Raw genomic sequence first — 13191 nt, 5'->3', positions numbered from 1 at the left:
GGACCTACTGGCTTGCCCAGACAATCCGCGCCACCCATTCGACATCGCGCATGGGAATGTCGCGGTCCGGATGATCGGGATTGAGCGAGACCAGTGCAATCGACCTGACGGTCTGGCGCTCGAGCACCTTGGCCATCACTTCGCCGGCGGTGGTCTTGACGACGACACGATCGCCCTTGCGGGTGATGGCGCCCGGCTCGACGATGAGGACGTCGCCATCGCGGTAGAGCGGCAGCATGGAATCACCTTGCACCTGCAGCGCATAGGAGCTCTCCGTCGATTGCGCCGGCAGTTCGACCAGGTCCCAGCCCTGCCCGGCCGGAAAGCCGGCATCATCGAAGAAGCCGCCGGCGCCGGCTTGGGCAAAGCCGAGCAACGGCACCGAGCGCCTGTGGGCTACCCGTGCTTCCTGGGCTGACGCGGCCCTGCCCTCAATCAGGCCGGTGAATTCGTCGAGCGTAGCCCCTGTCGCCTCGATGATCTTGGCAAGCGATTCGGTCGACGGCCAGCGCGGCCGGCCATCCGACGACAGACGTTTCGACTTGTTGAAGGCCGTCGAATCGAGCCCCGCGCGCCGGGCCAGCCCCGAAGCCGACAGCGAATAGCGCTCGGCGAGAGCATCTATGGCAGCCCAGACACGGTCATGCGAGAGCAAGCTCGCTCTCCTCGAAACAGGAAAAAATGCCTCTTCCTGTCTAACGCGCAACCGCCGCCATGTCCACCGGGCGCAGCAGGCGGATTGCCGACAAAACTGTGTGCCGCCGCGACAACGACGCGCGGTTCAGTGATCGGACATCAATGATCGCCGATGAACCTATCCGGCCATCGCCGCCATCGCTCTCGGCAAGCCCTTCCTGAGTTCCTCAGCGTTCATCACCGGGATCATCTCGACGCTGGCATTGAAGGCGAAGAAGAACCGCTCGGCGACATAGGGCATATCCGAACTGTCCTTTACCTCCACCACGAGATAGGCCGTTCGCCGGCCACCGTCGGCGGTGAAATAGGCGGCCTCCGGGTTGAGGTCGGACAAGGTGTGCTCGATGAACTTGGCCATGCTGCCGTTCTTGATCGCCTTGTTGCCTTCCTCGGCCGGGATGGAAACTCTCAGCATCATACGCATGACGATTACGTCCTTCTGCCAACTTTAGGTTAGCAAAAGCTAATTTATCACCGACGGACCGCATGGGAAAGCTGAAGCGCGCCGGCCACGGCTACGTGCCGTGGCCATCATACGCAGACTAAAGGGTGACAAGCGTCCTTTGCGTCTCCGAAGGACGCCCAGCGCTGCCGCCGCACCCAGACATAGATCGGCCCGCGTCAGGCTGCCTGCTTCACGTCACCGGCGTAAGGATTGAAGCGCTCATAAAAGGTTTCGCCCTTCTCGGCCATATCGAGCAACAGCTTGGGCGCCTTGAATTCGGCGCCGTATTTCTTCTGCAGTTTCTTGGCGATCTTGACGAATGCCTTGGCGCCGATGCCGTCGATATAGGACAGCGCACCGCCGGTGTAGGGCGCGAAGCCGAAGGCCAGGATCGAGCCGACATCGGCCTCGCGCGGGTCGGTGACGATGCCCTCTTCCATCACCCGGGCCGCTTCCAGCGCGATGGTGACCAGCAGCCGCTGCTGCAGCTCTTCATAATCGAGCTTCTCGGCAGCAAGCTGCGGATAGAGGTCCTTGAGGCCCGGCCACAGCTTCTTCTTGGCCGGCTTGGCGGGATAGTCGTAAAAACCCTTGCCATTCTTGCGGCCGAAGCGGCCATGGTCGTCGACCATTGTGTTGATCAACGCCATTTGCTTCTGGTCGACTGCGGTGTCGCCGAGATCGCGCATGGTCTGCTTCATGATTTTCTGCGCGAGGTCGATGGCCGTCTCGTCGGTCAGGGCCAGCGGGCCGACCGGCATGCCGGCGGCTTTCGCCGCATTCTCGATCATGGGTGCAGGCACCCCTTCGATCAGCATCTTGTAGGCTTCCGACATGTAGCGCAGCACGCAGCGGTTGACATAGAAGCCGCGCGTGTCGTTGACGACGATCGGCGTCTTCTTGATGGCGCGGACGAAATCGATGGCTGTCGCGAGCGCCTTGTCGCCGGTCTTCTTGCCTAAAATGATCTCGACCAGCATCATCCTGTCGACCGGCGAGAAGAAATGGATGCCGATGAAGTTCTTCGGCCGCGCCGAGTTCTTGGCCAGCGACGAGATCGGGATGGTCGAGGTGTTGGAGGCGAAGATGGCCGAGGCTTTAAGCACCGCTTCCGCCTGCTCGGTGGCGCTCTTCTTGACGGCGGAATCCTCGAACACCGCTTCGACCACCAGGTCGCAGCCGGCAAGGTCGGCATAGTCAGCCGTCGGCGTGATCAGCGACAGAAGTTTGTCCTTCTCCTCGGGCTTTGCACGGCCCTTCTTCACCTGATCCGAGACCAGGCTGTCGGAATGCGCCTTGCCCTTGGCGGCCGACTCCATGTCGCGGTCGAGCAGAACCACCGGAATGCCCGCCTTGGCGGTGACATAAGCAATGCCGGCGCCCATGAAGCCGGCGCCGAGAATGCCGATCTTCTTGAACTTGGTTTCCGGCACGCCGGCCGGGCGACGCGCGCCCTTGTTCAGTTCCTGCAGCGACACGAAAAGCGAGCGGATCATCGCCGCCGCTTCCTGGGTCTGCATGATCTCGGTGAAATAGCGCTGCTCGATGCGCAGGGCCGTGTCGAACGGCACCAGCAGGCCTTCATAGACGCATTTCAAGATCGCGGCGGCAGCTGGATAATTGCCATAGGTCTCGCGGCGCAGGATGGCGATGGCCGGCGGCCACAGATTGAAGCCGGCGGGCGAATAGATCTGCCCACCGGGCAGCTTGAACCCCTTCTCGTCCCACGGCGCCACCGGCTTCAGGCCGTTCCTGATCATCGCCTTGGCGGTGTCGACCAGCTTGGCCGGTTCGGCGATCTCATGGATCAGGCCCATCGACTTGGCCTTCTGCGGCGACAGTGTCTGGCCGGACGTCAGCATCTGCAGCGCCTGTTGCTGATCGGTCAGCCGCGGCACGCGCTGGGTGCCGCCGGCGCCCGGGAAGATGCCGATCTTCACTTCGGGAAGCGCCATCCTGACCTTGTCGCTATCGGCGGCGACACGGCCGTGGCAAGCGAGCGACAATTCGAAGGCGCCGCCCATGCAGGTACCGTTGATCGCCGACACCCACGGCTTGCCCGACGTTTCAAGTTTGCGGAACAGGCCGGTCATAGTGCCGGCCTGGTCGAACAGCGCCTTGGTGGCCTTTTCGACATCCTTGTCCTTTTCAGCGGCGAAAGTGGTCAGCATCTTCTGCAGCAAGGTGATGTCGGCGCCGCCGGAGAAGGTGTCCTTGCCGGAGGTGATCACCGCGCCCTTGATGGCGGCATCACCCGCCACCATGTCGACGATGGCGTTCAGTTCCAGCATCGCCTCTTCGGTGAAGACGTTCATCGAGCGGCCCGGCATGTCCCAGGTGACCAGCGCAATGCCGTCGGCGTCGATGTCGAGGGTGAAATTGGTGTAGCTCATGATTTCTCTCCCCTGTCAGACGCGTTCGATGATCGTTGCGGTGCCCATGCCGGCACCGATGCACAGCGTCACCAGCGCGGTGTTGAGATCGCGGCGCTCGAGTTCGTCCAGCACCGTGCCGAAGATCATCGCGCCGGTGGCGCCGAGCGGATGGCCCATGGCGATGGCGCCGCCATTGACGTTGATCTTGTCGTGCTCGATATCGAAGGCCTGCATGTAGCGCAGCACCACCGAGGCGAAGGCCTCGTTGAGCTCGAACAGGTCGATATCCGACAGCTTCATCTTGGCGCGCTTCAACAGCTTCTCGGTGACGTCGACCGGACCGGTCAGCATCAGCACCGGTTCGGACCCGATGTTAGCGAAGGTGCGGATGCGAGCGCGCGGCTTCAGCCCCATCGCCTTGCCGGCCTTCTTCGAGCCGAGCAGCACGGCGGCGGCGCCATCGACGATGCCGGACGAATTGCCGGCATGGTGGACGTGGTTGACCTCTTCCACCTCGGGGTGCTTCTGCACGGCGACGGCATCGAAACCACCCATTTCGCCGGGCATGACGAAGGACGGGTTGAGCGAGGCCAGCGACTGCATGTCGGTCGACGGACGCATGTGTTCGTCATGGTCGAGGATGGTCAGGCCGTTCTGGTCCTTGATCGGAATGACGGAATTCTTGAAGCGGCCGTCGGCCCAGGATTTGGCCGCGCGCTTCTGGCTCTCGACTGCATAGGCGTCGACGTCGTCGCGCGAGAAGCCGTATTTGGTGGCGATCAGGTCGGCCGAGATGCCTTGCGGCACGAACCAGCCGGGCAGGCCAACGGAAGGATCCATAAACCAGGCGCCGCCAGAGGCGCCCATGCCGACCCGCGACATCGATTCAACGCCGCCAGCGATGACGATGTCATCGGCGCCCTGCGCGATCTTGGCGGCGCCGAAATTGATGGCGTCGAGGCCCGAAGCGCAGAAGCGCGAGATCTGCATGCCAGGCGCCTTGGTGTCGTAGCCAGCCTCGAAAGCGGCGGCGCGCGGAATGACCGAGCCCGCCTCGCCGACCGGATCGACGCAGCCGAAGATAATGTCGTCGACATTGCCGGTGTCGAGCCCGTTGCGATCGCGCAATGCCTCGAGCGTCTTGGCGGCAAGCCGCACCGCCGGCACCTCGTGCAGCGATCCGTCCTTCTTGCCCTTGCCGCGCGGGGTGCGCACAGCATCATAGACATAAGCTTCGGCCATCTTTTTTGCTCCTTGGGTTTATCGAACGGCTTTGGACTGATGCATGTCGATCTCCCAAAAATGGGACCTTTGGACGACATGCATTAGAGCGAGCGTCCGATCAGCAATTTCATGATCTCGTTGGTGCCGCCGTAGATGCGCTGGACGCGGGCGTCGCGGAACATGCGGGCGATCGGGTATTCATTCATGTAGCCATAGCCGCCATGCAATTGAAGGCATTCGTCGACGACTTTTCCCTGCAGGTCGCTGAGCCAGTATTTGGCCATCGACGCCGTCACCGGGTCGAGGCCACCGGCGATGTGGCGGGCGACGCAGTCATTGTAGAAGACCCGGCCGATGGTTGCCTCGGTCTTGAGTTCGGCCAGCTTGAACTGGGTGTTCTGGAAATCGATGATCGCCTTGCCGAACGCCTTGCGTTCCTTCACATAATCGATGGTCAGCGCCAGTGCCCGCTCGATCATGGCAATGGCACTGGTGCCGATCTGTAGCCGCTCCTGCGGCAATTGCTGCATCAGCTGGACAAAACCCTGCCCTTCCTCGTGGCCGAGCAGGTTGGACGTCGGCACGCGCATATCGTTGAAGAACAGCTCCGACGTGTCGTTGGCCTTCAGCCCGATCTTGTCGAGGTTGCGGCCGCGCTGGAAGCCTTTGACCTCATCGGTCTCGACGACGATCAGCGAGGTGCCCTTGGCGCCCTTCTCCGGATCGGTCTTGGTGACGACGATGACGAAGTTGGCAAGCTGGCCATTGGTGATGAAGGTCTTGGAACCGTTGATCTTGTAATGGTTGCCATCCTTCTCGGCCCGCGTCTTGACGCCTTGCAGATCGGAGCCGGCACCTGGCTCGGTCATGGCGATGGCGCCGATCAGCTCGCCGGTCGCCAGCTTCGGCAGCCATTTCTTCTTCTGCTCTTCAGAGCCGTAGTGGAGGATGTAGGGGGCGACGATCGAATTGTGCAGGCCGATGCCGAAACCATCGACACCGACATGGCCTATGGCCTCGATGATGGCGCTCTCATGCGCAAAGGTACCGCCCGAGCCGCCGTATTCCTCCGGCATCGAGGCGCAGAGCAGACCGGCAGCGCCGGCCTTCAACCAGCTCTCGCGGTCGACCATCTCGTTCTTCTCGAATTCGTCGTAGCGCGGCGCGATTTCCTCCGACATGAAGCGGTGCGCCATGTCGTAGAGCATGCCGACCTCATCCGCCGCCCAGGCGGGCTTCGGCAAAGAGAGCACTTCGGCGGGATTTGTCGCCACGATTTCCTCCGCGTATCGACTGACAGGACCGGCGGTGCCGGCGTTCGAGCTTAGAACGCTTCCGCCGGCAGGGCCATCAGCGTGTCGGCACCGCTCGAAATGCGGGCGAGGTGAGCGCCGGTTTCCGGCATGATCCGCTCCATGAAGAAGCGCGCCGTCACAACCTTGTTGTCGTAGAAGGACTGCGAACCGTTGGCCCCCGTCTTGCCAAGCGCCGCCTTGGCCATCTGCGCCCACATGTAGCCCAGCGCCACAAGGCCGAAGAGATGCATGAAATCGGTCGAGGCGGCGCCGGCATTGTCGGGCTTGGCCATGCCGTTCTGCAGCAGCCACATGGTGGCGCCCTGCAGGTCGTTGAGGCCCTTCTTCAGCGCCTTGGTGAACGGCGCCATTTTCTCGTCGGAACGGTTTTCCTCGCAGAATTCGCCGACCTCCTTGAAGAAGGCCTGCACGGCGCGGCCGCCATTCAAGCCGAGCTTGCGGCCGACAAGGTCGAGCGCCTGGATGCCATTGGCGCCTTCATAGATCATGGCGATGCGGGCATCGCGGACGAACTGGCTCATGCCGTGCTCTTCGATGTAGCCGTGACCGCCGAACACCTGCTGTGCCATCACGGCGTGGTCGAACCCCTTGTCGGTGAGCACGCCCTTGACCACCGGCGTCAACAGGCCGGTGTAGTCGTCGGCGGCCTGGCGGTCCTCGTCGTCGCCGGAGCGGTGGGCGACGTCGGACTTGATCGCCGTCCACAGCGCCAGCGCGCGGCCGGCCTCGTTGAAGGCCTTCATGGTCATCAGGCTGCGGCGGATGTCGGGATGGACGATGATCGGGTCGGCCTTCTTGTCCGGTGCCTTCGGCCCCGACAGCGAGCGGCCCTGCAAGCGATCCTTGGCGTAGGCGGCGGCGTTCTGGTAGGCGATCTCCGACAGCGACAGCCCTTGCAGGCCAACGCCAAGGCGCGCCTCGTTCATCATCGTGAACATCGCCTTCAAACCACCATTGGCCTCGCCGAGCAACGTGCCTTCGGCCTCGTCATAGTTCATGACGCAGGTCGAGTTGCCGTGGATGCCCATCTTCTCCTCGATCGAACCGCAGGAGACGGTGTTCCTGTTGCCGGGATTGCCTGATGCGTCGAGCTTGAGCTTTGGCACGATGAACAGCGAGATGCCTTTGACGCCTTCAGGCGCGCCCTCGATGCGGGCCAGCACCAGATGGACGATGTTGTCCGACATGTCGTGCTCGCCGGCCGAGATGAATATCTTCTGGCCTGAAATCTTGTAGGTGCCATCGCCATTCGGCACCGCCTTGGTTCGCAGCAGGCCAAGATCGGTACCGCAATGCGGCTCGGTCAGGTTCATGGTGCCGGTCCAGGCACCCTCAACCATCTTCGGCAGCCATTTGGATTTCTGCTCGTCGGTGCCGTGGGTGATGATCGCCGCGATCGCGCCCTGCGTCAGGCCCGGATACATCATCAGCGACATGTTGGCCGACACCATATATTCGGCAACGGCGGTGTGCACCGCATAGGGCAGGCCCTGGCCGCCGAACTCGACGGGTGCGGCCAGACCCATCCAGCCACCCTCGCGATACTGGCCGAAGGCCTCCTTGAAACCTTTCGGCGTCGTCACCGAGCCGTCGTCATGGCGCACGCAGCCTTCCATGTCGCCGACACGGTTCAGCGGATGCATGACGTTTTCGGCGAGCTTGGCGCCTTCGGCGAGGATAGCCTCCAGTACATCGGGCGTGGCGTCGGCAAATCCGGGAAGGTTCGAATAGCGCTGATAGCCTAGCACCTCGTTGAGCACGAACAGCGTATCCTGGACCGGAGCCCTGTATGTCGGCATGCTTTCCTCCACCCTGCAGACCTGTCCGAATGCCCCCGAAGTCTACCAAGGGTGGCATGCGGACCCATGTTGCGAGCGGGATAGCAAAAATTGACGTTTGCGTAAACGTCAATTTTTTCGATGCGACAAGATTTCCCGCCCACCGCGCGGTGAACGTAGCGGCGAGGCGTTGCACAAGCTAGCGGCGAGAGGCTGCATTGGGCCGCGGCCAAGACGACGAAAAGCCGCGTGGCCCTGCCGCGCGGCTTTGATAGTCAGACAGTCAGCGGATGAATTAGCCCGCGACGCTCGCCTGCGGCGCCGAACGCTCGGCCAGCATTTGGCGCACCGCCGACATCGAGCCGCTCAGCTCGTTAATGGCGTCATCAATCAGCGCCCGCTGCTTCTGCAGCCGGGCAAGCTGCTTTTCCGACTTGTCCAGCGCCAGCCGCAGCTGCTTGGTGTTGGAGCCGGTCGGATCGTAGAGGTCCATCATCTGCTTGACGTCGCGCAGCGAGAACCCAACCTTGCGGCCAAGCAGGATCAGCTTCAGCCGGGCCTTGTCGCGGCGCGTGTAGAGACGGGTCGAACCGTCGCGCTGCGGGTTAAGCAGGCCCTTGTCTTCATAGAAACGCAGCGTGCGCAGCGTCACTCCATATTTCTTGGCCATCTCACCGATGCGGACAAGGTCCTCGCCGGTTTCGACAGACATATTGTTGGTATTGGCCGCGGTCTCGCCGGCCGAGATAAGCTTCATGGTCACTGGCTTTCCCCATCTGGTGGCGTCGCGGTCCTGGACCGTGCGTCGCCTGACTGGAAGCGGGGGCTTGCTTCCGGTCGTGGTTTCAACAAACAAATCGCAAACAGCACGCTCAGGGCGCCTTTTACGTTTACGTCAATTCTATACCGATAGCCGCCTCATGACGCAAGGGCGTTCTGCGCGGCGAGCGTTATGCCGCACCGTGCTGCCGGCATCCGACATCCTTGCAACTTCTTAAGTTTGGTTAACGCGTTGTTTACCACGTTGGGCGAAATGTGGGCGCGTCGGCTACCCGTGGTTATCCTGTATCGAATTTTTCACGGTTTTTCGGAGCGCGGGTGAGAGCCCGGGAAGCTCGTCTTCCACCGCGGCATAGCCGCTGTCGCCTCGTTCCGACAGGGACTTGGGGGAACTGGCCGCGAGCCAGCCAATCTGAAAGACGGACGCACCGATGAACAGCAAGCGGTCCTACCTCGATACACTCAACGCCGGCAGGCAGCGCAGGCCGCAGACCACGCTCGAGCAGTTGAACCGTTCCCTCGAAACGCTGGAGCAGCGGCTGGAGCGTACGCGCGAGGACCCGATGGCACGGCCCGAGCCCCGCCAATACGGGGCCGATGCGCGCTATCCAGCAGCCCAACCCTCTGGCCAACCCTCCAGCCAGCAGCGGTGGTACGAGGATCCGCAGCCGGCGCCGCGCCCGACGAGCCCGCCGCCGCCCGCCGCCGCCTTCGGGCAGAATTGCCAGGCCATCGCCCGCGACATCGATCGCGTGCGTGGCCAGGAGGACGGCGTTGCCATGGTCGGCAAGATCGCCGGCGAGTTGCGCGGCATGCGCGAGGAACTGCGCCACCAGATGACGGCTGGGCTGCAGCGGGAATTCGAAGCGCTGCGCAAGGACATCGAGCGGGCTTTCCAGTCGGGCGCCAGGCCGGGCACCTCGGCCAAGGGCAGCGCCGAACTCGGCCTTGAATTCGAACGGCTCTCCGGCGCCATCCAGACACTGGCCGAGAAGAGCGACGACAGAAGCGTCAACATGCTGCGGCTCGAGCTCGAACAGGTCAAGGCCGCGCTCGACACGCTGGCGCGCGAGGAGAGCGTGCAGAAGGTCGACCGCCGCTGGGACGATTTCGATCGCCGCTGGACGGCCTTCGAGGACCGCGTCGACGCCGATCAGCGCAAGCGCTCCGACGACCCCGGCCTATCAATGCTGACCGACCGGCTGGAGCAGATCAGCAACGCCGTCAACAATCTGCCGGAATCGCTGTCGCTGCGCTCGCTCGAGGAAAAGGTCCGCACGCTTGCCGGCGCCGTCGATCATTTCGCCAGCCAGCAGGACAATCGTGGCAGCGACACGCTTGGCATGATCGACGAGCGGCTGGACGAGATCTCCCGCGCCATCGTCGCCTCGACGGTCGCCGCGCAAGCCAATTCTTTCGACCACGAGGCTTTCGAGCGCATCGAGAAGCGGATCGACTCGCTTGCCCAACAGATCGAGGAAGTCGCGCAGGACCGCCCGGGCAACGCTGTCATGGACCGGCTGAGCACCCTGTCGAGCCGTGTCGACGAGCTCGCCGGCCGCGCCAACCTGCCCGAGCAGGCGATGGAGCGCCTGGCCAAGCAGATCGCGCTCATTGCCGACAAGATCGACCAGGCGCCTGCCATGCCCGACGCCGACTATATCTTCCATGGCCTGGAGCAACGCTTCGACGTGCTGTCGAGCATGATGGAACGTCGCCAGGGCGACGCCATCGAACAGGGCAACATGCTATTCCGCGATCTCGAGCGGCGGCTGGACGAGGTGGCCGACAGGCTGGACCAGCGCATGCCGCATGTCGACAGCGCCGGCATCATGGAAGCCATCGACGCCCGCTTCACCGCGCTGGCTAAGCGCTTGGAAACGCGTGTTCCCGATCCCGCAGGCGAAGCCGCGATCCGCGGCCTGGAAAGCCGGCTCGAAGACATTTCAAGCCGGCTGGACGCATCGGCCGCGCAGGTGGCCGGCATCGATCCGGCGCTGATCCGCAGCCTGGAGGCGCAGGTCGCCGGCCTGTCCGCCCACCTTTCAAGGCCCAGCACGCCGCTGCCGGAATTCGAGGACATCAGCCCGCGTCTCGACGAGATCGAGAAGTCGCTGTCCGGAACCCGCGATTCCATCCTCGGCGCGGCGCGCGAAGCAGCCGAGAACGCGGTGCGTTCGCTGGCCGGTTCGAGCGCCAACACGACAGCCGTTTCCGGCCTCGCCCAGGATCTGAAGACACTCGAAACGCTGACGCGGCGCTCGGACGAGCGCAATTCGAGAACGTTCGAAGCCATCCACGACACGCTGCTCAAGATCGTCGACCGGTTGGGTTCGCTGGAACCCGGCGAACCGGTCGAGGCGGTGAGCGAACTCCTGGATGCGGCTGCGGTCGGACCCGCCGGCCGGCGCGGTGCGCGGCGGTCCAAGATGGCCGTCGAGGCACCGTCAATGGATATCGATCAGCCGATGCCGCTGACCGGGGACATGGCCGATCTCGATGGCCGCGCCGCCGCTATCCTGCGCAATGATCCGGGCATGCGTGGCGACCTGGATACGCGTGGCGACCTGGATATGCGTGGCGGCGTGGGCACGCGCTCACCAGCCGAAGCCGCCGCTGCCGCGGCCCTGGCTGCCCTCAGTTCCGATACCATCGCCGAGAAAAGCGAACAGGCAGGCGGCCGCAAATCGTTGTTCGGCGGGCTGGCACGTGCATTCAGGGGCAAGAAGGAGGCCGACATTCCGCCGCTGGCCGGCTCGGCGCCGATTGCCCCGACACCGAGCGTCGACCTCGACGAACCGCTGGACCCAAAATTGGCCAATCGGCCGCTGGAGCCCGGCTCCGGCGCACCTGACCTCAATGCCATCATGAAGCGCGTGCGCGACGAGCGCGGCCAGCCGGCCAAGCCAAGCGACACCGATGCCGCAAAATCGGATTTCATCGCCGCAGCGCGGCGCGCGGCGCAAGCGGCGGCCGCCGAGGCCGATGCACTGAAGCGCCAGTCGACGATGACCGGACCCGTGAAGGCACTGCGGATCGGCGATCTGCTCAAGGCGCGGCGCAAGCCGATCCTGATGGCGGCCGCCGCGATCATGCTGGCGCTCGCCGGCCTGCAACTGGGAAAGGCCTTCTTCGCCGATCCGGCGCAGGTGGCAAGCAACGACGCCGCGCCGATCGTCGCCTCGCAACCGGTGCAAACCGCCTCGGTCGATGCGGCTAGCCAGCCGAAGGCGGACGTTCAGCCGCAGTCCGTGGAAAGCGCGCCGACCCGTTCCGTCAGACAGGCCGAGCCGTCCGAACCGGCAGCCAAGGATGACATGGCCGCGCAAGGCACGATGGCCACGCCGCCAAGCATCGAGCCTTCGATGGATGCGGCACCGACAGCCCAGCCGGTTCCTGCGCCTGTTGCTTCGGCGACACCCGCCGACGCAAGCCCGACGGCACCCGACATGACAGCTTCGGCTGCTGCGCTCCCGGCTGGTCCGGCCCCGGTCGCCGCGGAAGCGACCGATGCCGATACCGGGCCTGTGACGGCCGAGCCGAACACCGCCAAGGACACCACGGGAGCGGTTCCACCGGCCGACACTTCGCCGGCGGCAGCCACCGCCAAGTTCGACATTCCCACCGACGTCGGCCCGCTCGCCTTGCGCGATGCCGCTGCCGGCGGCGACGCCAAGGCGTTGTTCGAGGTCGGTTCGCGCTACGCCGAGTCGCGTGGCGTCAAGGAAGACATGGCGGCAGCCGCCAAATGGTACGAGAAGTCGGCCGAACTCGGCTTCGCGCCGGCCGAATACCGCATCGGCAATTTCTTCGAGAAGGGCATTGGCGTCGCGCGCGATATCAAGAAGGCGAAGACCTGGTACCAGCTCGCCGCCGAGCAGGGCAACGCCAGCGCCATGCACAACCTGGCCGTGCTGTTCGCCATGGCCGCGGATGGCGTCACCGACAATGAGTCGGCCGCGCACTGGTTCCAGGCGGCGGCAGACGTCGGCGTCAAGGACAGCCAGTTCAACCTCGGCATCCTCGCCGCCAAGGGCGTCGGCATGAAGCAGAACCTCGAGGAATCCTACAAATGGTTCGCGCTCGTCGCCAAGACCGGCGACAAGGATGCGGCGGCCAAGCGTGACGAGATCGCCAATGCGATGCGGCCCGAGCAGCTCGAACGCGCCCGTGCCGCGGCCGAACTGTGGAAGGCCAAGCCGCTGGATGCGGCAGCCAATTCGGTCGACATTCCCGAATCGTGGCAGGACGGCGCGCCGCAGACGACCGCCAGCGTCGACATGAAGAAGGCCGTCGAGAACATCCAACGCATTCTCAACAAGAATGGCTACGATGCAGGCGACGCCGACGGCAGGATGGGCCAGAAGACGAAGACCGCGATCATGGCTTTCCAGACCGACAACAAGCTGCCGGCGACCGGCACGGTCGACGAAAAACTGGTCAAGGCGCTGCTGGCGCGCAAATAACGGCAGATGCGTCGCTTCCACGACGCCCTTGCCACACATTTGCCTGTTAACTGATTGAGATGTTTTTTGTTTCGGCAATGCTGCGTGGTTTGACTTCGTAGCACCTCCGGC

The 13191-nt window shown here is 63.8% G+C and carries 8 protein-coding genes; 1 reads left to right on the top strand and 7 read right to left on the bottom strand.

Going from position 1 to position 13191, the window contains the following annotated elements; all coding sequences use genetic code 11:
* Nucleotides 1-4: 4 nt before the first annotated feature.
* The 7 genes from AC1D08_RS04295 to AC1D08_RS04265 form a co-directional block, all read right to left on the bottom strand.
* Nucleotides 5-655 carry a S24 family peptidase gene (locus AC1D08_RS04295; protein ID WP_095082323.1) on the bottom strand — a complete coding sequence of 217 codons (651 nt, stop codon included), beginning with the start codon at nucleotides 653-655 and terminating at the stop codon, nucleotides 5-7.
* A gap of 159 nt (nucleotides 656-814) precedes the next feature.
* Nucleotides 815-1120, bottom strand: coding sequence for a DUF3303 family protein (locus AC1D08_RS04290; protein WP_095082325.1), 306 nt, complete (start codon nucleotides 1118-1120; stop codon nucleotides 815-817).
* A 197-nt stretch (nucleotides 1121-1317) separates the two neighbouring features.
* Nucleotides 1318-3534: a 3-hydroxyacyl-CoA dehydrogenase NAD-binding domain-containing protein gene (locus tag AC1D08_RS04285; RefSeq protein ID WP_457151613.1), complete on the bottom strand. Its 2217-nt coding sequence runs from the start codon at nucleotides 3532-3534 to the stop codon at nucleotides 1318-1320.
* A 15-nt stretch (nucleotides 3535-3549) separates the two neighbouring features.
* The gene (locus AC1D08_RS04280) at nucleotides 3550-4758 is read right to left on the bottom strand and encodes an acetyl-CoA C-acetyltransferase (protein WP_457151612.1); all 1209 of its coding nucleotides are present in this window, start codon (nucleotides 4756-4758) and stop codon (nucleotides 3550-3552) included.
* A gap of 83 nt (nucleotides 4759-4841) precedes the next feature.
* The gene (locus AC1D08_RS04275; RefSeq protein ID WP_457151611.1) at nucleotides 4842-6014 is read right to left on the bottom strand and encodes an acyl-CoA dehydrogenase family protein; all 1173 of its coding nucleotides are present in this window, start codon (nucleotides 6012-6014) and stop codon (nucleotides 4842-4844) included.
* Nucleotides 6015-6064: 50 nt separating this feature from the next.
* The gene (locus AC1D08_RS04270) at nucleotides 6065-7855 is read right to left on the bottom strand and encodes an acyl-CoA dehydrogenase (protein ID WP_477422584.1); all 1791 of its coding nucleotides are present in this window, start codon (nucleotides 7853-7855) and stop codon (nucleotides 6065-6067) included.
* A 274-nt stretch (nucleotides 7856-8129) separates the two neighbouring features.
* Nucleotides 8130-8591 (bottom strand): MerR family transcriptional regulator, encoded by a 462-nt coding sequence (locus tag AC1D08_RS04265; RefSeq protein WP_095082335.1) that lies wholly within the window; start codon nucleotides 8589-8591, stop codon nucleotides 8130-8132.
* 454 nt (nucleotides 8592-9045) lie between these two features.
* Here AC1D08_RS04265 and AC1D08_RS04260 point away from each other — a divergent pair, with 454 nt between their 5' ends.
* A complete protein-coding gene (locus AC1D08_RS04260) occupies nucleotides 9046-13080 on the top strand; it encodes a peptidoglycan-binding protein (protein ID WP_457153817.1) in 4035 nt (1344 codons plus the stop codon).
* Nucleotides 13081-13191: the final 111 nt, after the last annotated feature.

It is taken from the genome of Mesorhizobium sp. P2_E6, assembly GCF_056403835.1.
The sequence above is the reverse complement of the archived record's forward strand: the minus strand, read 5'-3'. Positions and strand labels throughout refer to the sequence as shown.